The sequence below is a fragment of the Pandoraea sputorum genome (genome assembly GCF_000814845.2).
In the GTDB taxonomy this organism is placed as follows: Bacteria; Pseudomonadota; Gammaproteobacteria; order Burkholderiales; family Burkholderiaceae; genus Pandoraea; species Pandoraea sputorum.
On the sequence record NZ_CP010431.2, the window covers coordinates 188,270 to 209,313 of the forward strand.

19 protein-coding genes are annotated in these 21,044 nt (G+C 62.9%); 18 read left to right on the forward strand and 1 reads right to left on the reverse strand.

Features of this window, described 5'->3' with window-relative positions:
• From NA29_RS25615 to NA29_RS00890, 16 genes are all read left to right on the forward strand, one after another.
• The gene (locus NA29_RS25615) at positions 1 to 783 is read left to right on the forward strand and encodes a helix-turn-helix domain-containing protein (RefSeq protein WP_052252426.1); all 783 of its coding nucleotides are present in this window, start codon (positions 1 to 3) and stop codon (positions 781 to 783) included.
• Positions 780 to 2,795, forward strand: a complete 2,016-nt coding sequence (sctC, locus tag NA29_RS00820) for a type III secretion system outer membrane ring subunit SctC (protein WP_052252427.1) — start codon at positions 780 to 782, stop codon at positions 2,793 to 2,795. The genes NA29_RS25615 and sctC overlap by 4 nt, the downstream gene beginning before the upstream one ends.
• The gene (locus NA29_RS00825; protein ID WP_072633164.1) at positions 2,782 to 3,927 is read left to right on the forward strand and encodes an HrpJ domain-containing protein; all 1,146 of its coding nucleotides are present in this window, start codon (positions 2,782 to 2,784) and stop codon (positions 3,925 to 3,927) included. The genes sctC and NA29_RS00825 overlap by 14 nt, the downstream gene beginning before the upstream one ends.
• Positions 3,927 to 6,050 (forward strand): EscV/YscV/HrcV family type III secretion system export apparatus protein, encoded by a 2,124-nt coding sequence (locus tag NA29_RS00830; protein WP_039394651.1) that lies wholly within the window; start codon positions 3,927 to 3,929, stop codon positions 6,048 to 6,050. The genes NA29_RS00825 and NA29_RS00830 overlap by 1 nt, the downstream gene beginning before the upstream one ends.
• 17 nt (positions 6,051 to 6,067) lie before the next feature.
• Positions 6,068 to 7,399: a FliI/YscN family ATPase gene (locus NA29_RS00835; RefSeq protein WP_197701867.1), complete on the forward strand. Its 1,332-nt coding sequence runs from the start codon at positions 6,068 to 6,070 to the stop codon at positions 7,397 to 7,399.
• Positions 7,383 to 7,838 carry a SpaM family type III secretion system protein gene (locus NA29_RS00840; RefSeq protein WP_039394654.1) on the forward strand — a complete coding sequence of 152 codons (456 nt, stop codon included), beginning with the start codon at positions 7,383 to 7,385 and terminating at the stop codon, positions 7,836 to 7,838. Before NA29_RS00835 ends, NA29_RS00840 begins: the two co-directional genes overlap by 17 nt.
• Positions 7,826 to 8,902, forward strand: coding sequence for a SpaN/EivJ family type III secretion system needle length determinant (locus NA29_RS00845; RefSeq protein ID WP_039394657.1), 1,077 nt, complete (start codon positions 7,826 to 7,828; stop codon positions 8,900 to 8,902). Before NA29_RS00840 ends, NA29_RS00845 begins: the two co-directional genes overlap by 13 nt.
• Positions 8,896 to 9,867, forward strand: coding sequence for a YscQ/HrcQ family type III secretion apparatus protein (locus NA29_RS00850; RefSeq protein ID WP_039394659.1), 972 nt, complete (start codon positions 8,896 to 8,898; stop codon positions 9,865 to 9,867). The genes NA29_RS00845 and NA29_RS00850 overlap by 7 nt, the downstream gene beginning before the upstream one ends.
• A complete protein-coding gene (locus tag NA29_RS00855; protein WP_039394662.1) occupies positions 9,857 to 10,501 on the forward strand; it encodes an EscR/YscR/HrcR family type III secretion system export apparatus protein in 645 nt (214 codons plus the stop codon). Before NA29_RS00850 ends, NA29_RS00855 begins: the two co-directional genes overlap by 11 nt.
• A 10-nt stretch (positions 10,502 to 10,511) precedes the next feature.
• The gene (locus NA29_RS00860; protein WP_039394664.1) at positions 10,512 to 10,775 is read left to right on the forward strand and encodes an EscS/YscS/HrcS family type III secretion system export apparatus protein; all 264 of its coding nucleotides are present in this window, start codon (positions 10,512 to 10,514) and stop codon (positions 10,773 to 10,775) included.
• Position 10,776: 1 nt separating this feature from the next.
• A complete protein-coding gene (sctT, locus tag NA29_RS00865) occupies positions 10,777 to 11,553 on the forward strand; it encodes a type III secretion system export apparatus subunit SctT (protein WP_039394667.1) in 777 nt (258 codons plus the stop codon).
• A gap of 13 nt (positions 11,554 to 11,566) precedes the next feature.
• Positions 11,567 to 12,778, forward strand: coding sequence for an EscU/YscU/HrcU family type III secretion system export apparatus switch protein (locus NA29_RS00870; RefSeq protein WP_072633165.1), 1,212 nt, complete (start codon positions 11,567 to 11,569; stop codon positions 12,776 to 12,778).
• 136 nt (positions 12,779 to 12,914) lie between these two features.
• Positions 12,915 to 14,180, forward strand: a complete 1,266-nt coding sequence (gene sicA, locus NA29_RS26450; RefSeq protein ID WP_269458453.1) for a type III secretion system translocator chaperone SicA — start codon at positions 12,915 to 12,917, stop codon at positions 14,178 to 14,180.
• On the forward strand, positions 14,177 to 15,928 hold the full coding sequence (sctE, locus tag NA29_RS00880) for a type III secretion system translocon subunit SseC family protein (protein WP_039394672.1): 1,752 nt from the start codon (positions 14,177 to 14,179) through the stop codon (positions 15,926 to 15,928). Before sicA ends, sctE begins: the two co-directional genes overlap by 4 nt.
• A gap of 16 nt (positions 15,929 to 15,944) precedes the next feature.
• Positions 15,945 to 17,036, forward strand: a complete 1,092-nt coding sequence (locus NA29_RS00885) for an IpaC/SipC family type III secretion system effector (protein ID WP_039394675.1) — start codon at positions 15,945 to 15,947, stop codon at positions 17,034 to 17,036.
• Between the two features lie 25 nt (positions 17,037 to 17,061).
• Positions 17,062 to 18,126: an IpaD/SipD/SspD family type III secretion system needle tip protein gene (locus NA29_RS00890; protein ID WP_039394677.1), complete on the forward strand. Its 1,065-nt coding sequence runs from the start codon at positions 17,062 to 17,064 to the stop codon at positions 18,124 to 18,126.
• Between the two features lie 98 nt (positions 18,127 to 18,224).
• On the opposite strand, the gene NA29_RS00895 is transcribed toward NA29_RS00890, so the two are convergent.
• Complete coding sequence (locus NA29_RS00895) at positions 18,225 to 19,883, reverse strand: winged helix-turn-helix domain-containing protein (RefSeq protein WP_052252428.1); 1,659 nt, start codon at positions 19,881 to 19,883, stop codon at positions 18,225 to 18,227.
• A 340-nt stretch (positions 19,884 to 20,223) separates the two neighbouring features.
• On the opposite strand from NA29_RS00895, the gene NA29_RS00900 reads away from it, so the two are divergent.
• The gene (locus tag NA29_RS00900) at positions 20,224 to 20,682 is read left to right on the forward strand and encodes a hypothetical protein (RefSeq protein ID WP_039394681.1); all 459 of its coding nucleotides are present in this window, start codon (positions 20,224 to 20,226) and stop codon (positions 20,680 to 20,682) included.
• Positions 20,679 to 21,008: a hypothetical protein gene (locus NA29_RS00905; RefSeq protein WP_039394685.1), complete on the forward strand. Its 330-nt coding sequence runs from the start codon at positions 20,679 to 20,681 to the stop codon at positions 21,006 to 21,008. The genes NA29_RS00900 and NA29_RS00905 overlap by 4 nt, the downstream gene beginning before the upstream one ends.
• Positions 21,009 to 21,044 lie beyond the last annotated feature (36 nt).

Genomic DNA, 21,044 nt, shown 5'->3' on the forward strand with positions numbered 1-21,044 from the left:
ATGAAGATCATGGAAGAAGCGCAAGCGCTGTGCGAAAACCAATCGTACTCGCTGGCATGCGGCGGCGTGTGGTTCGTGTGTTCGCCGCCGTCCACCCGAAGCCTGTTGCTGGAGCTGCAGCCGACCGGCAACGTGGGGCCGACGCGACTGGAGCTGAGTCCCGGGTATTGCGGATTGCTGATGCACGGCAAAGGCACGCTGCTGGTCAGAGGCGGCACGCTGCACTACCAGCGGTTGCACTGCAACGTGCTGGTCAAGCTGCTGGCGTTCATGGACGAAGCGCACGCGATGGGCAATGACTCGGACGACCATTACCGGCGCTGCGCCGTGCCTGCGCTGCATCGGGTGCCGGTCGCGACACCATGGGTCGACCGTCGGCAATGCGAGCTGTGGTTCCTAAGTCAAATGACCGCGCCGGGAGAAGGTTTTCGAACGATGCTCGATGTGCTGCGCCGTTGCGAATCGTACGACCTGATCCGCTTTCTGCTCACGCGCGCACCCGCTGGTGGCACGTTGCGTCACATGTGCACAAAGTATGGCGTGTCCTATTCGCATTTCCGGCGACTGTGCCGGGGCGCGCTGGGGGAATCCGCGAAGATCGCGTTACGCGATTGGCGCATGGCGCGCTCGATGCTTGAAGTCGCTCAGGGGAACGACAGCTTCACGGAGATCGCGCTGCGCAACGGCTATGCATCGTCGTCGCATTTCTCCACCGAGATCAAGGAGCTGATCGGGATGTCGCCGACCAGTGCCGCCGGCGCGTTGCGAACGTTGGCCCGATGAAGAAGATGCACTATGCCGTCTGCGCGATGCTCGCCGCAGGCGCGTCGAATGTTGCCGTCGCCTCGTGGGCGACGGCGTTGTCGTCGGCAGGCGCGCTCGACGATGCTTCGCCAGCGTCGACGCCCCCGGCCGTGATCGAGCCGCAAGCGCAGGCGCTACCGCAGACGTCGGAACCCGTGCGGGAGCCTGCGCCGGTGCAGACGGCTGGCGTATCGGGCGGCTATGTGGCACGCAACGACAACCTGCGTGTGTTCTTCGCGGCACTGTCGCCGTATCTTGGCCGTCCGGTCATCGTCAGCAATCTGGCGGCGAAGAAGCAGGTCTCGGGCGATTTCGACATGAACAACGCCCGTGTGCTGCTGGAATCGATGGCGAACCGGCTGGGTCTCGTCTGGTATCACGACGGGCAGTCGATCTTCATCTACGACGCGTCCGAGATTCGCAATGCAACCGTCTCCATGACGCACACGACGCTATCCGATCTCGTGTCGTATCTGCGCAGCGCGGGGCTTTACGACCGACGCTATCCGATACGCGGCGAGGCGAGTCGCAAAGTGTTCTACGTTTCCGGTCCGCCTGTCTTTGTCGACCTCGTGCTCGCCGCGTCGCGCTCGATCGATCGCGCGACGGTCAATGACGTCCCGGCCGCCGGACCCGACCGGATCGGGGTGGTGCGCATGGAAAACGGCTTCGTGTCGGATCGCACCTATCAGATGCGCGACGAGAAGATCGTCATCCCCGGGATGGAGTCCGTGATCAAGGAACTGGTGGAGACCGCCCGGAGTGGTGCGGGTGGGGCGGGTAGCCTGGGCGGCCTGCTACCGCCGTCGACGCAGTTACCCCTCTCGCCTCAGGACACACGGGGTGTTCCCGCGCCGCTATTGCCACCAGGGCCCAAAACCGACACAACATCCCCGCCCGCAGCGCTTAGCGCCGCACCGCCGCTCTTGCCGCCTACGCGCCCCGGGAGTGTTGGCGAGGGCGGGCGTGGCCAGCTCATCGTGCAGGCGTATCCGGCGGGCAACAGCCTGCTGGTGCGCGGTACTGCCGAACAGGTCGAGCGCATCGAGCGTCTTGTCTCGCGCCTCGATGCACCGCGTCGGCACATCGAGTTGTCGCTGTGGATCATCGACGTGCGCAAGGAAGCGCTCGATTCGCTGGGCGTGGACTGGTCGGGCGGTGTCGCCATCGGGTCTCACGTGGGCGTGTTGCTCAACGCGACGGCGCCGGTCAGCACGCTCGACGGCGTTCGTTTTCTGGCGAAGATTCAGGCGATTGCCACGCGCGGACAGGCGACCGTGGTGTCGCGTCCTGTGATCCTCACGCAGGAGAACATCCCGGCGATGTTCGACGGTAGCCAGACGTTCTACGTGCCGCTCGAAGGCGAGCGCACCACGGACCTGCGCAGTGTGACCTACGGAACGATGATCAGCGTCTGGCCGCGCTTTGCCGGGCGCGACGAAATCGAAATGACGCTCAACATCGAAGACGGCACGAGTGCGCCCGGCAAGCAGAGCGATGCCGAGAGCAAATACACCGTGCTGCCGACGGTATCCCGTACGCGCATCAGCACCATTGCGCGTGTGCCCCAGGGCAAGAGCCTGCTCATCGGCGGCTATACGCGAGACAGTGGCGACACCGTCGAGAAGAAAATTCCGCTGCTCGGCGACATTCCGTGGATCGGCCGCGTGTTTCGCTACACAAGTACGGCACAGAACAACGATGTGCGCGTTTTCCTGATTCAACCCCGCGAGATCGACGGTCCCCTTCAGCGCGACGCCAGCGATATCGCGGGCGACACCGTGGCGACGTTGCCTTATCCCGTCGACGGGGTGTCGAAGGACATTCGCGCAACGACCGGGCTCGATCCGGCCCAGGCAGTCCCTGCCGCCGGAGGACGCGAAGCGTCGGGGGCCTCACCTTCTCAACCTCCGACGGACGCGAGCGCCGAACCGCACATGCGCGACGAGTCCGTCATCCTTAACACGGGAGCCGACCGTGGCCAGTCTTGAAGCTATTCGACCCTCGTCGTCGTCAATCTCGCAGACCGCCGCCACGTCGCAGGGACGGCAACGGGCGGTGCGCTCGCACGACGATGAAGACGGCCCTCAGCGGATTCTCTCGGGCGGCCCGGTCGCCGACATCCGCAAGACGCTGGAGTCGGCCGACGAAATGTCGTCTGTCATGGCGCAGTTTCGACTGCGCACGATGCGCAAGGAAGAGAACCGGGGCATGGCGCAGAGCTACGACTACATCCTCGAAGAGGACGCGCCTAACAAGATTCTGGCGATTCTTGGTGCGTCGTGGGTGACAGCCGAAGGGTTGAGCCGACTGCTGAAGGACGCCTTCGACGACGTCACCGACCGATGGCTCGCCCTTCAGGCGCTCGATACGCAACGTGAATCGCTCGACAGCGCCCAACAGCAGGCACTGACCGAAGCGATCCAGCTTGCGCAGGATGCCCCTCGCAGGGAAATCCGCGAGCGCAAGGCGGGTATTCACTGCGCAATCAAAGCCCGCCTGAGCGCAAAGCAGATGCCGCTCGAGTTCGGGCCACGGATGTTGCGCGCGGCGTATCGTGAGTTTCTGATCAACGACGCGGGGACGCCCGACATCGATATCTACCAGTCCTGGATTTCCCGATTCGGCTATACGCGGCGTGAGCAGGTGCTCAATTTCATCGAAGAGACATTTGTCGACGACATGCGCTCGCTCGACCCGAGCAGCACGCAGGCGGAGGCACTTTCACCGACGCAGCGCCTTAACGTCCTGAAGCGCCTGCGCTCGTGCGAGCGCACGTTCGTGCAACGGGTCAGCACCAGTCCGTTTGCCGAACCCTTCAACGCCAACGAAGAGGACTGGCTGCATTTCGTGCTCGCGATCCTGACCGACCCCCGTGCGCTCGACGAATGCATGAGCGCAGTCGCGGGCCCCGCCGCATTGCTGCAGGACAACGGCGCGCATGGTCGACTGATCGGGCTGCTGTACCGGGCTTGCAGCGACTTGCCGGGTGAGCCGTTGCAGACGCAGGAGGCGCGTGACGTGCTGCTCGACGGCTTGCGCGATCTGGCCGACGCGGCTTACCGTCGCGAACGCAGCGATCGTGCGTCCGACCCCGTGTCGCGACATCGCCGGAGCGTGTAATGCCCGCCGCGTTACTGAGCGAACTGCGCGGTCGTCCCGAGGTCGTCATTCTGATCCTGATGTCGTGCGTGATCGCCATGTTGGTGATTCCGTTGCCGACGTATCTGGTCGACTTTCTCATCGGCGTGAACATTGCGATTTCCGTGTTGCTTTTTCTCGGCGCGTTTCACATCGAGCGAATTCTGAACTTCTCCTCGTTCCCTTCGATGCTGCTCATCACCACGCTGTTTCGGCTGGCGTTGTCGATCAGCACCACGCGTCTGATTCTCATCGACGCCGACGCGGGAAAAATCATCGATTCGTTCGGGCAGTTCGTCATTGGCGACAGCCTGGCGGTGGGGTTCGTGGTGTTTGCCATTGTCACTATCGTGCAGTTCATCGTGATCGCGAAGGGCTCCGAGCGCGTGGCCGAAGTCGCTGCCCGCTTTTCGCTCGACGGCATGCCGGGCAAACAGATGAGTATCGATGCCGACGTGAAGGCGGGCACCCTCGATAACGACGGCGCCCGTGAGCGTCGCAGTGTGCTGGAGCGTGAGAGTCAGCTGTACGGATCGTTCGATGGGGCGATGAAGTTCGTCAAAGGCGACGCGATCGCGGGCATCGTCATCATCTTCGTCAATCTGATCGGCGGCATTATCGTGGGCATGACGCAGCGCGGCATGGAGTTGGGAGGCGCGCTGGAGACCTACACCACGCTGACCATCGGCGACGGTCTCGTCGCGCAGATTCCGGCACTGCTCATCTCGGTGTCGGCGGGCTTCGTCGTCACGCGTGTGAACGGCGAAGCCGACAACATGGGGCGCACGATCGTCAGCCAGTTGATGGGCAACCGCTTCGTGCTGGGAGCGACGGCGCTCCTCACGCTGATCATCGGCACGCTGCCGGGATTTCCGCTTCCGACCTTTTCTCTGCTGGCTTGCCTGCTGGCGCTGGCCTGCTACTTCGCAAAGCCGGACGCCGCGGCGGCCGGGTTATCGGGCAACGCGGCAAAGGCCAGCAAGGGCGGCAAGCCGGGCGATGGCGCCGCAGGCAAAGCGAGCAAGCCCGGGAAAACGGGTCCCAATACAAAGACGCGTCCCAACGCGAAGGCCGACAGCTCGCTCATGTCGATCGACAACCTCGACAGTGTCGCGCCATCGACAGCGCCGCTGGCCATCGTCATTCCGTCGGCGGAACTCGCGTCGTTCGAAGCGGCGGGCTTCACGGAGCGGGTGCGCAGCCAGTTTTTTACCGACTTCGGCGTGCATCTGCCGGAGGTCCTCTTGCAGGGCTCGTCGTCGCTCGATGCATCGCGCGCAGCTGTCTACATCAACGAAGTGCGTGCCGACGAGTTCGTCATCTTCTACGATCGCGTGCGCGTGGACGCCTACACCGCCGAAATCGCGGCCCTGGATTACGACCCGGTCTTCTCCGGCCCCGAGCGCGGCCGCTGTGCGTGGGTGACGCCTGCGCAGGGCGAGGCGCTCGCCGCCATGCGACACCTCACACATCCGCCCGCCGACGAACTGTATCAGGGGATGGCCGTCCTGCTCACGCGACATGTGAACGAGTTCTTCGGCATTCAGGAGACGAAGAAAATGCTCGATCTGGTCGAGCAGCATTACCCGGATCTGGTCAAGGAGGTGCTGCGGCACGTGGCACTACAGCGGGTCTCGGAGATCCTGCAACGTCTGGTCATGGAGCGTATCTCCGTGCGCAACATGAAGCTCGTGATGGAAGTCCTCGCCATGTGGGCCCCGCGTGAGAAGGATGTGCTGAATCTCGTCGAGCACGTGCGCGGCGCGCTGGGCCGCTACATCTGCAACAAGTTCCTGCGCGGCGGTGAGTTGCGCGTCGTGATGCTCTCTGCGGAGATGGAGGAGAGTGTGCGTCGTTCGATCCGGCAGACCGCCGGTGGCGCGTTCGTCAATATGGACCCGAAGGACGCCGAGGCGCTGCTCGATCGCGTAGCACTCGCACTCGACGCGTCCGGGCGGCCCCACAAGGATCTGGTGCTGCTGGCGTCGGTCGACGTGCGGCGCTTCGTGAAGAAGCTGGCGGAAACGCGCTTCCGCGATCTGGAAGTGTTGTCGTTCGGCGAACTGGTGGATGGCGTGTCCGTCAACGTCATCAGCACGATCTGAGCATGCCGATGCCCGCCATGACCCAAGCACCAAACCAAGCATCGATGCCGGGCGGCCCGTCGTTCGTCCGCCCTCTCTCGCTGATCTCGCGCATCGCCGGACACACGGCAGAAGCGAACATTCCGGGGGTGACCATCGGCGAGATTTGCGATATCCGCCGCACGTGGCGTGACGCGCATGTCGTGGGGCAGGCGCAGGTTATCGCGGTGCACGACGAGCGGGCCATTCTCAGCCTGTTCGCGGCCACGCAAGGGCTGTCCTGCGATTCGGCGTTGCTGCCCACGGGACGTCAGGCGTCGTGCCGCCCGCACGACACGTGGCGGGGTGCTGTGCTCGACGCGGGCGGCGATATTGTGGATCGCATCGACGGGCAGCCGCTGACGCCGCTGCGTGGAGGGGCGACGGAGCGGACGTTGCTGGCCCCGGCTTTGCCCTACCTCGAACGCGTGGGCGTCGATAGCGCCTTGCATACAGGACTGCGCGCCATCGACGCGCTGATGCCATGTGGCGTGGGGCAGCGAGTCGGTATCTTCGCCCCGGCGGGGTGCGGCAAGACATCGTTCATGAGCGCGCTACTGGCTGGCGTGGAAGTCGACACGACGGTGATTGCGCTGATCGGCGAGCGAGGTCGCGAGGTAGTGGAGATCGTCGAAGCGTTGAGGGCTTCGCCGGGCGCGCAGCGCTGCATCGTGATCTTCGCGACGTCTGACGCGCCTGCCGTCACACGCCGCAACGCTGCGTTGCTGGCGACCACGACCGCCGAGCACTTCCGCGATCAGGGGCAGCGGGTAGCGCTGTTCGTCGACTCGCTGACCCGCTACGTGCGCGCATGCCGAGACCTGGCACTGGCGACTGGCGAGCCACCCATGCGCGCAGGCGTACCCGCTTCGGTCTACACGAGCCTGCCGCAGTTGCTGGAGCGCGCGGGGGCATCCACACGCGGCAGCATCAGCGCCTTCTATACCGTGTTGCTGGAAGACGACGAGATGCCGGACCCCATGGCCGAAGAGATTCGGTCGATCCTCGACGGACACATTCATCTAAGTGCCCAACTGGCTCACCGGAACCACTATCCAGCCATCGACGTGTTACGCAGCGTAAGCCGTGTCGCGACGCGCGTCACGCCGTCTGACCAGATGCGCACGGCGGGTCAGGTGCGGGCATGGCTCGCGCGTCTCGAATCGTTGCAGACGTTGGTAGACCTCGGCGAGTACCGGCCCGGCGTGAATGCTCAGGACGACCGCGCGATGGAGGCGAAGCCGTACATCGAAGCCTTCCTGAAGCAAGAGGCGCACGAATGGTCGTCCGCCGAAGAGACGCTGAGGAGGTTGCATGAAATCGTGGGGTGACGCACGACGGCTCTATCGCGGTGCATTGCAGATCAAGGAGGTTCAGGAGCGCGAACTGCGCAACATCGCGTTCAGGGACGCCGATCTCATCAGACAGTCCGACGAGATCGCGGCACAACGCGACGCGATTCTCGCGTTGATCGCTTCGTCGAAGCCGTCGCAGCTGGAATCGGATATCACTGGACTGCGTGGCGGGATGCGCGTCACGGGGTTGTTGCGTCAGCAGGTGCGCGATCTCGATGTGAAGCTCGCGACGCTGGCCGAATCGCGCGAGCAGTTGGAGACCGACCGCGAACTGACCGAGAACGAGCGGCGTCGATGGTGGCGCAAGGAAACGAAGTACACACGTCTGGCGAAGACATTGCGTCGCGACGCTCGCAAACGTCAGGCGTATGTGGAATGTAGCGAACTTGAGGAACATCGATCATGGCGCAGGTAAGCGTGGCAGGAACGGCCGAGGTATCGGCAAGTCCGGACGAGACCGGGCGACAGCAGGCGAGCGACAAAACGATGGCGCAGCGTGTGGAAGAAGCGCTGCGCAGGCGGGCGTCCGAGCATCGGACAGCAGACGATATGCCGAGCGGTACGCCGCTTTGGTTCTGGTCGATGCCGATGGATCGCTCGCCGCCGCTGCGGCTCGACGCGATGTCCGGGGACTCACCATCATCGGGCGAAGGCGTGTCGTCGGCTCAGCAAGCGCGCGCAACGTCTGCCGACATCAGGGATGCGACCGACCCGTCGACGCGCCACGACGGCGCGCGTAAGGCGCTTGTCGAGTTGCTCAGGGCGAACCGACTCGTGGGTGAAGGACCGCCTCGATCCGTCACCGATAAGCGCACCGGCGCGTCGCTCGCCGCCGGTACATCCCAGGTCGATGCCAGTGCTTCGGTCCAACGTCGCAACGCACGGTCGCCGATGACCGACGGTGTTGGCGGTATCGGCGGTGTCGGTGAATCGACCACCACAGCCGTAGACGGGCACGCCGCGACGGCGTCGGGCGCGGCATCGGAGGTCGGGCAGGAATCCAGGCCGGAAGTGAGACCACATCACGATTCACGCGAGCGGTCGCATCGGGGGGAGGGTGGCGTCGGCGCGCCGGGTACTTCGACGCCACAGGTCACGCAGGGATATGCGCTCGCGCTACATCCGGGCGTACGTCGATTCGTGGCGCAGGGGCCCCACAAACCCATGGCACCGCGTGCACCGGTGCACCCGTCGCCCAGCGATGTTGCCCGCCGGTCGATCACCGGTGGCGACGGCATGCGCTACGCATTCGGGAGTTGGGGGAAGGGGCACTTCGTCAACGTGCAGGTCGTGCAATTGGACGGGCGCCGAGGCTTCGTACTCGGCGCGTCGGACGCCATGGTGCATCGGCGGTTGTCGGCCGCGCTGCCGGGGGCAGCGTCTTCGTCGGAAGAAGGATCGTCGCGCAGCGTCGATGTGCGCGCCATCGAGGCCGTCGAAAAATTAGACAGCACAAACGATGAGGACGCCGGATGCTGAAACTGCGACACATCGACGAAGGACTGTTGCAGCTCACTCGGGCGGCGGACGTCTGGCAAGCGCAGGGCTGGTCGGCATCGCTCGAATATCTGCCACGCATGGGGTCCTGGATTCGCGTGCAGGACACAGCGCACACGTGGCAAGGGTGGGTGGAACCCGGCATGTGGCTCGAAGGTGCCGCGCATGAGCTGGCCTCGCTCGCGTGCTGCGCCGATTCCGAGCAACTGGCGGCGCGGTTGTTCACCGTGACGGCAAACCCGTTGCATCTGCCGATGCCCGAGTTGCGTTATGACGTGCTCGACGTGGGCGCGCCGATTGACGGTGCGGCGCTACCCGACGCGATGCTGCTCAAGGTGCGGGCGGCAGAGTGCCCCGTATGGCTCACTCGGGTGCCCGAGGTACGGGGCGCGACGCCGCTCGACGTGAGTGGCGTGCGCTTCTTGCTCGATGTGGAGATCGGCCGCAGCCCGGCCCGGTTGGCGACGCTGCGCAGCGTTCGTCGCGGCGATGCGCTGATCGTTCGCGACGTGAAGCGTCGGCTGAGTTGTTCGGGAAGTGTGATCGGCGGTTATCAACAAGAGGAGGGGAGCGCGATGCTGGAAACGTATTTGCATGACGAGATCGAGGACATGACGCCTGAGCGTTTGCGAGACGGCGACGACTTTGGCGAAATGACGGCAGCATCCGGTGGGGCGACATCGCTGGCCCAGTTGCCTGTCGAACTGGTGTTCGTGCTGCAACGCGAGCGCATGACGCTTGCCGAACTGGCGCAACTTGGTCGCACGCGCGTGCTCGCGTTGCAGCCGGGCGCGGAGCAGCACGTCGAGGTGCGCGCCAACGGCACGTTGCTCGGGCGTGGTGAACTGGTGCAACTCGATGGACGGCTGGGCGTCGAGATCTTCGAGTGGCCGATGGAGACGGCCGACGCGCAAAGGGACGTCAAGGGAACGGATCATGTGGAGTGATGTACCGGCGATTGCGGTACTGAGTTTCTTCACACTGCTGCCGTTTCTGGTGGCCTCGGGTACCTGCTTCGTCAAGTTCTCCATCGTCTTCGTGATGGTGCGCAATGCGCTCGGGCTGCAACAGGTGCCGAGCAATATGACGCTTAACGGTGCGGCGTTGCTGATCTCGATTTTCGTGATGCTGCCAGTGACGACAGCGGTGCTCGACGCGTATCAGGCCAACCCCGTCAACTTTGCCGATCCGAATTCGGTGCGTCGCTTTCTCGACGACGGCCTCTCGCCCTATCGCGATTACCTGCTCAAGTACGCCGACCCGCAGCTGACGCAGTTCTTCGCGCGTCAGGAAGTGTCCCGCGACGGCGCCAGCGCGCCGCTCGACGACACGGCACCGTCCATCTTCGCGCTGCTCCCCGCGTATGCGCTCACCGAGATCAAGAGCGCGTTCACGATCGGCTTTTACCTGTATCTGCCGTTCGTGGTCGTCGATCTGGTGGTCTCCAGCGTGCTGCTCTCGCTGGGCATGATGATGATGAGTCCGGTGACGATCTCCGTGCCGATCAAGCTCATTCTCTTTGTGGCGATGGACGGATGGTCACTGTTGTCGCAGGGGCTGGTCAGCCAGTATCTGCAATAGGGAGCGCGCGATGGATAACCTGATTTTCGCGGGCAATCGTGCGCTGTATCTGGTGCTCATTCTGTCGGCCGGTCCTGTCGCGGTGGCCACGCTCGTCGGCGTGATCGTCGGCTTGCTGCAGACGGTCACACAGGTGCAGGAGCAGACGTTGCCGTTCGGCCTGAAGCTGCTCGCGGTCTCGCTGAGTCTGTTTCTGCTCGCCGACTGGTTCGGCGAGACGCTGGTCGGCTACGGTGCGGCTATGTTGAAGCTGGCCATGACGGGCAAAACCTGACATGGATGTGTCGCTCGTCTTCGCGCACCACGACGGCATTCTGGCGGTCGCAATAGCGTACGCGCGCGTCGCGCCGTCGGTGTTCTTGCTACCGATCCTCAACGGGAATGTGTTATCGGGCGTCGTGCGCACGACCGTTTCCATGTGGATGGCCTTGGGCGTCTGGCCCTACGCCTATGGGGCACCGCTCCCACTGGATGGCTACGTGTGGGCGCTACTGCTGCGCGAGGCGGCGCTGGGGTTGGTGATCGCGGTGGCCGTGGCGATGCCGTTCTGGGTGTTCCATGCGCTGGGGGCGTACATCGACAACCAGCGCGGCGCCACCCTCAGCAGCGTGATCGATCCGGCGAACGGCATCGATACGTCGGAACTCGCAGGATTCTTCCAGTGGTTCGGGGCGGTGATCTATCTGCAACTGGGCGGCATGAGGTTACTGCTCGAAGTGCTGGCACGCAGCTACCGCGTGTGCGAGCCATTCGGACAGTGCACGATCTCGGTTGCGCGCGTTCACGAATTTCTCGACGTGCTGGTCAGTCACGCGATTGCGCTGACGGCGCCGGTGGTCGCCGCGCTGTTCCTGTCCGAACTGGTGCTGGGGCTCTTGTCGCGCTTCGCACCGCAGGTCAATGCTTTTGCGCTGTCGCTGACGATCAAGAGTCTCATCGCGTTTGCCATCTTGCTGATCTATTTCTCCGCGACGCTGCCGGACGCGCTCGTGTCGATGTTCATGCGTCCCGACGACGTTGCGCGCTGGCTCGCGCCGGCGGCGGGACCGTAGACGGACGCGCGGCATGGGCGAGAAAACCGAGAAACCGACACCCAAGCGGCTCAAGGACGCCGCGAAGAAGGGGCAGGCGTTCAAAAGCAAAGAACTGACGATGGTCACGCTGGTGTTCGTCGGCCTGATCTTCGTGCTCTCGAGCGATCCGCTGGTGTGGCTGATGCAGGAATACCGACAGGTGCTGGCGAATGGTGAATTCGCCGATCCGCAAGCCTTCGCCATCAGACTGTTCAAACATGGCCAGCAAATGTTCATGCCGGTGCTGCTCGTATGCGTTGTGGCGGCGGTGTTGCCAGCCTTGCTGCAGACCGGCTTCGCGTGGGCGAGCGAAGCGCTCAAGCTCAATCTCGGGGCACTGAATCCGATGGCTGGCACCAAGCGTATCTTCAGCTTGCGCACGCTTAAGGATTCGCTCAAGGCGATGCTATACCTGCTTAGCTTCGGTGCCATCGTCGTGATGCTGTGGTCGAGCGCCAAAGCGTTACTGTTCGCGCAGATTTACATGAGTCCGGCGGGTGTGGGCGCAGCGTGGGCCGAACTGGTGCGCAAGCTGATCTGGATCTCGCTTGCGTGTGTCGTGCCCATCGCCGTGCTCGACGCGATGGTCGAGTTCTGGTTGTTCATGCGCGAGCACCGCATGGAGCGCCATGAAGTCAAGCGCGAGCACAAGGACACCGACGGCAATCCCGAGATCAAGCGACAGCGCCGGACGTTGCACAACGAGTTGCTGTCCGAGGCGGTGAAGTCCGACGTGCGCGACTCGCGTTTGGTCATTGCGAATCCCACACATATCGCCGTGGGCATCTATTTCCGTCCCGATGTCATCGCGCTGCCGTTCATTTCCGTCATGGAGACGAATGCTCGCGCACTCGCGGTGCGCAAGTACGCCGAGTCGCAGGGCATTCCCGTGATCGGCGATATCGCGCTCGCACGGCGTCTTTATCGGACGCACCGGCGTCATACATTCGTGGCGCTCGAAGAACTCGACGCCATCATGCGACTGCTCATCTGGCTGGAAGATGTCGAGCGCGCGGGCAAGCAGGACGACGTGGTGGGTGACGAGAGCGACGACCCTGGCGAAAGCGAAGCAGAGCCAGAGGTCGCAATTTCACAGAAGGAGGCGGGTACGCACCTCGAAGCAAAGGATGTGAGCGAAGCGAACGATGGCACCGACGGCGCGCCAACCCGACAGGGTTTCCCGGGGACCGTCGAGAAGCGCTAGTCCCCGTATTCAATAGAACGCTTTTTGGAAGTCTCCCAAGGAGCGCGTTGCTTAAATGGTAGCTATCGGGATGCTGTTATGAGACGACGAGCGACACATTGCAGCTGCCCGAATAATTGAGACCCCGGGAGGAAAGATGGTGCGCGAGGACATGTGTCATCTCTCGATGCTGCGCAACGCGGGCACGTTTGCGAGTTTTGCCGAACCAGAGGGGACATCGCCGGACCGGGAGTGCCTGCGCGCACTGGCGTGCGATGCCCTCGCCGAATTGCGACAGTCCGTGTGCACCGGCGCGCGTGACGCGGCTTGTGCCCCGTCGATCGATCTTCCGTCCGAACACCTGCTGTTCCCCTGCGTGTTGCCTGCGCGAGCCAAAGCGGAGGTGAGCCATCGGCTGGCCCGCGTGAGACTGAGCGACGCAGCGCGCCGCATCGTTGCCGCACATGGCCGCGCTCAGACGGCCTTCGAGCGAAGTCAGGCGCAGGCGATGAGCGCAGATATGGCGGTGGCCGAAGCACAGGTCGTGCTCGATGTCTTATCGCCGCACGATCCGCAGTACGCCCGTGCGAGCCACAAGCGTCAGACCGCGCTTGCACAGGCAACGGCAGCGGCTGCACAGGCAGACCGCTGTTATCGATGGGTGCGCGAGAGCGGTATCGAATCATGGGTTCGGTACCTCGCGCGATTGCCGGATTTCTCGCAGATAAGCGAGATGCGGCAGGACAGCGAACCTGTCGGCAAGCGTAGCCGCAGCGATTCCCGTTCGCTTCGGGCACGCGCCGCGTCGGGAGGTCGGCGCACCGCGGGCCCCCGACTCGCATTTATTCCAGCCGCCCGGCTGGCAGACAGAAGATCGACCCGTTTTCGGGGATCTGAAGGAGGTAATTCGATGACACAAGCGGCAATGCAAGCAGAAATGGACGAAGGGAGCGTTACGAGCGCGATCTGGGACGCTGTCGTCGCCGGCGCAAGCCTCAAGGACATCCACGGCATTCCAAGCGAGACCATGGACGGCCTGTACGCACACGCCTACGACTTCTATAGCAACGGTCAGTTGGCGCAGGCCGAAGCCTTCTTCCGCTTCCTCTGCATCTACGATTTCTATAACCCCGAGTACATCGTCGGACTGGCGGCGGTGTGTCAGCTCAAGGAGGAATACCAGAAGGCAGTCGATCTGTACGCGATGGCGTTCGCCGTCGGGAAGAACGATTACCGTCCCGTGTTCTACGCTGGCCAGTGTCAGATGATGATGCGCAATATGCCGCTTGCGCGCGAATGCTTCGGGCTGGTGTGTGAGAGCAGTAGCGACGCCGATCTGCGCACGAAGGCCAAAGCCTATCTCGACGCCATCGGTGCGGACGACGTCAAAGACAAGGCGCCCGGCGCCAAGGAGGCGGCATGACCACGATCACCGCAGCTTTACCCGGAATCGCGCCGCCTGCTGACGGCTCGAACGATCTCAACGGGCCTGTGGCAGGCAAAGGCCCCGACGGTGCGCAAATGCCCGTGCCGGATATCCGGGCGGGCATGCAAACCGTCATCCGGCAGATCATCGAGAACATGACATCGACGCCGACGTCGACGGGTGAAATGCCGAAGACGCAGGCCGATGCTCCCGCGCTAAAGCCACCGTTGGGCGATGCACGCGCGAGCCTGACGTATCTGCTGGGTCGCCTGACCGAGTTGTTCAGTCATTCGTCACTGTCGGATCTTCAGAACCGCCTCAAGCAGTCGCAGCTGGAAGCGGCGTCGCGTCAGGCAATGGCCGAGCAGAGTCAGGCTGAGTTCGATCAGGCGGTGGCCGCCGCGACGCAAGCGATGGACGCGCTCGATCAGGCCACCCAGCACCTCGCCGACGCAGAGCAGGCGCTGGCAAATGCGCAGGAAACGCTCACCAACACGAAGGCTGCACTCGACAGCGCAACGCCGGGCACGCCCGAATATGACGCGGCTATGCAGGCGTACGAAGCGGCGAAATCGGGCTACGACGCCGCGAAAGCCAGGCACGACCAAGCGAAACACGAAGCGACGCAGGCCTTCGAGGCCGCCAAGGACGCGACGAGGAAGGCGGACGACATTCTCGGCAAGTTCCTCGGCAATCAATTGCCGGGGACGCTCGACAAGGCGTCCACCGAAAAGAACGGCAAGAACATGGATGAGCTGATCTTTTTGATGGCAAAACTCGCGAAGTTGCTCGGCGACAGCGCGAACGATGCCATTCAGGAAGACATGAAGTTCTTCGAGGCGATTCGCAAGGCGCGGCAGGCCGATCTCGTCAAACAGAACGAGGAGTACGAAGCCACAGTCAAGCAGGCACAGAAGCTGAGCAAGATCTTCGGCATCTTCGGCAAGATTTTGGGGGCCGTACTCGCAGTCGTCGGTGTTGTCGGCGCGGTATTCACCGGAGGCCTGAGCACTACGATGACGGTGGTCGGTGTCGCGTTGCTGGCAGATTCGGTCATGGGCGCTGCGACCGGGTTCTCACTTGTCGGCGAGGCAATCAAACCGGTGATGACCCATGTCATTCAACCGCTGGCTTCCGAGATCGGCAAGTTCGTTGGGTCGATGCTCGAGGAGCTGGGCGTTGGCAAAGACACCGCTGAGATGATCGGCAACGTCGTGGGGGTCGTGGCCGCCGCGGCGGTCGCAATCGCCTTCATCGCGGTCTCGGTCGTGGCGGGCGGTGCGGCAGCGGCGACCAATTTCGGCAAGATGCTCGGCACCCTCGTGAGCGACCTGGTGAAGAAACTCGTGCCCGACATGCTGCGCGAAGCAGGTAAGGCCGGCGCAAAGATGGTCGCTCAGGGCATGTCTTCGGCGGCGTCGCGAATGGGGGTGAAGGAGGGCAATGCGCAAATGCTCGCCAACACGCTCAGAAGCGTGGTGACGTTCGGGGAACTTGCCCTGGGTGGCACGCAAGCGGCGGGTAACGCAGCCACAGGAACCTATCAGAAGCAAGCCACCGACGTCATGGCCGACATGATGGTCGCGCAGGACACGCTGGACAAGATTACGGACTCTGTGAAGCAGTCGGCGGACCGCTTCGGCGCCACCCAGAACGTTGTGTCCGCGATCATCTCTCAGATGTCCGACGCGGCCAAAGTCCAGCAGGAAGCGCGAAAGTTTGTGCTCAACAACGTACGTGCTTGAGTGAAAGGAGAAGTTCATGAGCCTCGCTATTCAGGATGTGACATATCAACCGCTTGTGCCGATGCTGGACGTGCTGGACAAGCCCCAGTCGCCGTCGTCGGTGCTAACCCCCTCGCTCTTGTTCACGCCGAATCTCGATGACGAGGACGCACAGCGGCCATCGCTTGCGAATCCTCCGCCGCACGCCAATCGTCTCGACGCCATCGACTGGTTGCGTCTGCAGGACGACAGAAAACGTATCGGCGTCGACACCCCGGCGAAAGACGGCGATAAGGACATCGGCAGCAAGGGGCTTGTCTCCGATGCCGCACTGGTCCTGTCGCTTGTCTATACGTTCTACGTGCGTGCCTACGAAAACTCGGTCAGGCTGCGCAACAGAATGGCTGAGGTGAATGTCGACTCGGTGATGGCGGCGGCCGACGCCACCCGTCGTCAAGGCGATGCAGCGATGTGGGGCGGCATTTCCTCCGGCGCAGTGCAACTGGCATTCACCGGCATGGGCGCGTTCCAGAGCTTGAAAGGTCTCTCCGGAGAGCGCTCGGCACTCAAGACACCGACTTCGACCCCGGATGTGACGCCGCCACCGCCGCCGCCGTCCTCGCCCGACATGCCGTCCGCCACTAATGCGTCGACGGCTGCTGCAGGGCAGTCTCCCGCCAGTCGTCGTAACAGCATGGATGCCAGCGTGTTGGACGACACGCCCCCACCCCCACCCCCGCGCCCGGATGCCGTAGACAGCGTGGATGTCCCGGATGCCCCGCCGTCCGCGACGAACACCGACGCAGCGCCCGGACCCGATCCACTCAATCAGGAGGCGATGGCTGACAACGGGCGGCGGGCGAAGACGTCGGGGCAAGCGCTGATGATGTTAGGGAGTCCGCTTGCAGGCGTGACGAGCGGCGCAAGCCGCTACAGCGAATTGATTGCCGCGCAGGATCAGAAGGTCAACGACAGTGGTGCGCAACTGTCCAAAGACGGCGTGAACACCCTGCAAGAACAGTCGAACCGGGACAACTCGACGCTGACGGAAATGCTCCGCGCATTCGACAGCGTTTCACAAGCGTCCATCGGTTCGGCCTCGACCATTGCCAATAACCTGCGCGCATAACGCTGACGCTTCAAAGGACGACCGAATGACCAGTATCGTCACCGACCGCTTTTATCCTGCCGCGAAGCTTCAACCTGAGGACGTCGTGCCGCCGGGGAAACCGGAAAACCAATCGAATATGGTTCCCGGCCCAATGCCGCCTGATGCACCGTCCCCCGACCGTATGCTCGTCGACGGCGTAGTCAAAGACACCCAACGTTTCCTGGAGGCGTTTCAGGTCGCGGGGAAGGACATGGGCGACGACGCCTGGGACGACGCACGCATGGCGGGACATGATCTTGTCGCACGGGCACAGGGTCTCGCGGACAGCGACATACCCATGCCGCAAGACCTGCGCGACCTGCTTCGCGGGAACGCACCGACGCCTTCGGTGAATTCGTTGGGGGACAACGACATCGGCGCAGACAACGATGACGATCCGGCGAAATGGAGCGACGCCGAGTTCTGGGATGCGATTGCGAAGCTGATCGGCGAGTTGAAGAGCAACTTTCTCGACACCTTCCAGGACGCCGCGAAGAAGTATCTGGAATTCAGTCAGGCACTGACCGACATCGTGTCAAAACTGTCGTCGTGGATCACGTCGAAGAACGATGGCAAGGAGGTAGAGCTCGACGTCGGGAAACTGAAGGAGGCGCTCGAAAAGTTACTCGAGAAATTCAAGTTGCCGAGCAAGAATGCGGTGCTGTGGCCGCCTCAGAAAAAAGACGGCGACGGCAAGAGTGACGAGATCGAAGGCGGTAGCAAGGAAGATGCCGCGAAGTGGGCAAAGGATCTCGGCCTGCCAGACAGCAGTGTGGTCGAGCAGCCACCCGGCAGCGGCAAGTACGTGGTGGTGATCGATACGGGCCCGATCCAGAGCATGATCGATACGCTGCCCAAGGCGGACGACAACGGCAAGGCGACGATGACTACGCAGCAGCTGGAAATCTGGCGTAACGGCTTCACCGGGCAGGAGAATCAGGTGAAGACGACAATGCAGTCGCTGTCGCAGCGCTACACCACGGCGAACGCGAATAACGAGAATCTGGTGAAGATTCTGAGCGGCGCGATCGCCTCCATGAGCGAATCGGCGAAAGGCTTCTACCGGTAGCGACGACAGAGGGTATGCGTGCTCGCCGGCGTGCTCGTTTCACCTTCAACCCCGCCGGGACGGGCGGGGTTTTTCATGGGCGCCTGAAACGGCTGCCGTCAGACAGAGAACAATGCTTCCAGACGCGGGTCGTGACGATACAAGCGTTGCCACGGATACCAGTCGGTGCGCATGCGTCGCCAGGCGTCGCGCGCTGCGCCGATGCCCTCTGTGTGAAGGATCAACGGCAGCAGTCCCGCACGGACCTGGCGCGAGTCGATTTCCGAGAGTAGTTGTCGGGCGGCCCGCTTCGCCGGCTCTGCACCGCGGGCGAGTTCCACGTAATGGCGGTTCACCCGCAACAGGCCCGCGTCGTCGCCGGTCTCACGTACGGACCGCACCAGCGCTTCGGCCTCGGCGTGGCGGGATTGGTAGGAGAGCATGACGGCCATGGCACTCGTGAGCACCGGATGATGCTGACCAAGGCGTTGCAGACTTTCGCGGGCCACGACGATGGCTTCGTCCGTGCGGCGGTCGAAGAACATCGACCAGATCTTGAGAATCGTCGCCGCGATCATGCTCGGGTCGTGCTCCAGCGCGATATCGAGCGCCATCTCCGCTGCCTTGGCTTCTCCTTTCAGGATGCAGTGCCACGCGTGGTGATAGCGCACGTAGGGGTTCGATGGCGCAGACCACAGCGCCCGGTCGAAAAGAATGTTCGCCACGCTCGATTCGAACTTCATGCTGTGCAACAACGCCAGCAGACTAACGGCATGAGGATCGCGAGGTGCGAGCGCGAGTGCGGCTTCGACGGCCGCGCGTGCGCCGTGCAAGGCCGCTTTCTGATCGAACAGACCGAGATACGCGAGCGCGAGGTAGCACTCGGCCTGCCCGCAGTACGGCGCCGTTCGCGACGCACCTTCGCCCACGCACTGATGAAACAGTTGCAACGACTGCCGCAGGCTCGAAGGGGTGTGTCGCTGAAGATTGAAGCGTGCGTGCAGGAACGTGGTGGCGCAGTCGAGCGAATCGAACGATTGCGATAAATGTACCGACGCGCAAAGCCCCGGTACATGTTTTGTCACGATATCGGTGATGCGGGTCTCGAGAGGTAGCGTGTTGTCCGTGTCGGTGAGTTCAAAATCCTCACTGCACAGCAATTGATGACATTCGGAGCTCACCAGCTCGATGCGCAATCTGTTGTTTTCGATGGCGTGACCGATAACGTAGTAATCGGGCGAGAAGCGTTCGACGAAGCGTGCAATGTCGTGGCATTCGAGCACCGAGCGCGTGATGGAGGCGGGCAGGACCCTCAGACCATACGCCGTGAATTCAAAGAAACGCGTGACGAGCCGGTCGTGCAGCATCAGCGTCTGCGCCGCATTCGGGAGACGGAACGGCATGATCGCGAGCGTGCATAACGCGGCCGCGCGTGTGGCCGGCGACACAATGGCCACAGAACGGCGAATCCGGTATCCGGTGCCGTACACCGTTTCCACGATGCGATCGGACTTCTTTTCGCGAAGCACGCGCCGGATGGCGTAGATGCAGCGCGTGAGCGATTCTTCGCTCACATCCTGATGGGGCCAGACCAGCGATAGGAGCCGGTCTTTGCTGACGTTTTCGCCCGCTGCGTCGAGCAACGTGCGAAGGACCGCTACCTCCTTGGGAGGCAGACCGATTTGGCGATCTCCTTGCTTGAGTACGCCATTAGCGTCCAACGAAAAATCGTCGAACAAATAGACTTTTCCATTCTGCGGCGAACTGATCTGGTTCACGTGCCGATTCTCCTGCCAGCGAACCCCACTCGACGCGAGCGAAGACGACTGCAGGTCCGACCTGCCGAAAGCCGGAAGTGTGCGAGACCTCTGCGCTCGGAATCATCGCCGCGGGGGGGCCGGCGAAATCATGTTCCTCAAAGCGTGGAGACTATGCGAGGAACCATGGATTCCGGGGGGCTCGATGCAGAAATTTGGGCCGATTCCCGACGAATTTGGGTCGGAAGCGCATTCCAATCGTGTCGGCATGGGCGAAAGATGAAATGCACTCCTGGGAGAAGACCGGGATCATGCCCAGAAGCAAGACATGTTCCCGACAGTCCCCAACCCATAAGAAATCATGGAAGCAGACCGTGAGTCCGGTACGTCGATTTCGGCATCCGCGCTGCGACGGCTGGCAGCGACCCGTCAGACTGACCGGTCGCTGCCCGTGGTGCAGGACGAAGTGGCTCTAGCACGAATCTGCGCGGCGATGCATGAGCGTTGGCAGGTCGATGTGACGATGCGGCACGAAACGATCTTCTTCGAGGCGCGCGATCTGGACACGTGCTCGATTCGGCAATCCGCCGGCACGCTCATCGAGCGATGCATGCGTGCTGTCGACGACGATGGCGCAGTCCGCGCTTTGACGATGAATCTCATGCTTTGCCGACGAGGCTTCCTGTTCGGCACGCGAGGACCGCTGCTGGTGCTGCATCGATATGTCGGGCCGTGGGAGACGTTCGAGACGTGCATGGACGCGATACACGATTTTCTGCATGTCTCGGACCGCGTCAAACGTGTGGTGATGTCGTCATGACGCATGCCATTTCCGCGTTGCTGCTCAGCGCGTTGCCACAGACGTTCGGCACGTTCCTGCAAGCGCGCTCGGTGGTGGGCGTCGAGCCGTACTGGTTGCTCGAATACGCGCATGGTGATCTGACGTTCATGGTGTCGTTCGCAGGAGGGGGGCTGCCGGATGTGCGATTCGGCGGACGTACGGCGCAGTGCGAATCCTGGCTGTATGGCCCTTCGCTGTTCGAGTCGCGTCGCATGCTGCTGATGTATGGCAGCGCGGTGCGTGGCACCCGTGCAGATATCGTGGCTTGCATCGACATGATCTTGTCAGAGGTGTTTATGCGGTGACGCCGGCGCAAGCGCCTGCTTGCAGCAGCGCAAGCA

Coding starts and splice junctions, on each gene's coding strand:
- NA29_RS25615 (WP_052252426.1), top strand. CDS start 1: ATGAAGATCATGGAAGAAGCGCAAGCGCTGTGCGAAAACCAATCGTAC.
- sctC (WP_052252427.1), top strand. CDS start 780: ATGAAGAAGATGCACTATGCCGTCTGCGCGATGCTCGCCGCAGGCGCG.
- NA29_RS00830 (WP_039394651.1), top strand. CDS start 3,927: ATGCCCGCCGCGTTACTGAGCGAACTGCGCGGTCGTCCCGAGGTCGTC.
- NA29_RS00835 (WP_197701867.1), top strand. CDS start 6,068: ATGACCCAAGCACCAAACCAAGCATCGATGCCGGGCGGCCCGTCGTTC.
- NA29_RS00840 (WP_039394654.1), top strand. CDS start 7,383: ATGAAATCGTGGGGTGACGCACGACGGCTCTATCGCGGTGCATTGCAG.
- NA29_RS00845 (WP_039394657.1), top strand. CDS start 7,826: ATGGCGCAGGTAAGCGTGGCAGGAACGGCCGAGGTATCGGCAAGTCCG.
- NA29_RS00850 (WP_039394659.1), top strand. CDS start 8,896: ATGCTGAAACTGCGACACATCGACGAAGGACTGTTGCAGCTCACTCGG.
- NA29_RS00855 (WP_039394662.1), top strand. CDS start 9,857: ATGTGGAGTGATGTACCGGCGATTGCGGTACTGAGTTTCTTCACACTG.
- NA29_RS00860 (WP_039394664.1), top strand. CDS start 10,512: ATGGATAACCTGATTTTCGCGGGCAATCGTGCGCTGTATCTGGTGCTC.
- sctT (WP_039394667.1), top strand. CDS start 10,777: ATGGATGTGTCGCTCGTCTTCGCGCACCACGACGGCATTCTGGCGGTC.
- NA29_RS00870 (WP_072633165.1), top strand. CDS start 11,567: ATGGGCGAGAAAACCGAGAAACCGACACCCAAGCGGCTCAAGGACGCC.
- sicA (WP_269458453.1), top strand. CDS start 12,915: ATGGTGCGCGAGGACATGTGTCATCTCTCGATGCTGCGCAACGCGGGC.
- sctE (WP_039394672.1), top strand. CDS start 14,177: ATGACCACGATCACCGCAGCTTTACCCGGAATCGCGCCGCCTGCTGAC.
- NA29_RS00885 (WP_039394675.1), top strand. CDS start 15,945: ATGAGCCTCGCTATTCAGGATGTGACATATCAACCGCTTGTGCCGATG.
- NA29_RS00890 (WP_039394677.1), top strand. CDS start 17,062: ATGACCAGTATCGTCACCGACCGCTTTTATCCTGCCGCGAAGCTTCAA.
- NA29_RS00900 (WP_039394681.1), top strand. CDS start 20,224: ATGGAAGCAGACCGTGAGTCCGGTACGTCGATTTCGGCATCCGCGCTG.
- NA29_RS00905 (WP_039394685.1), top strand. CDS start 20,679: ATGACGCATGCCATTTCCGCGTTGCTGCTCAGCGCGTTGCCACAGACG.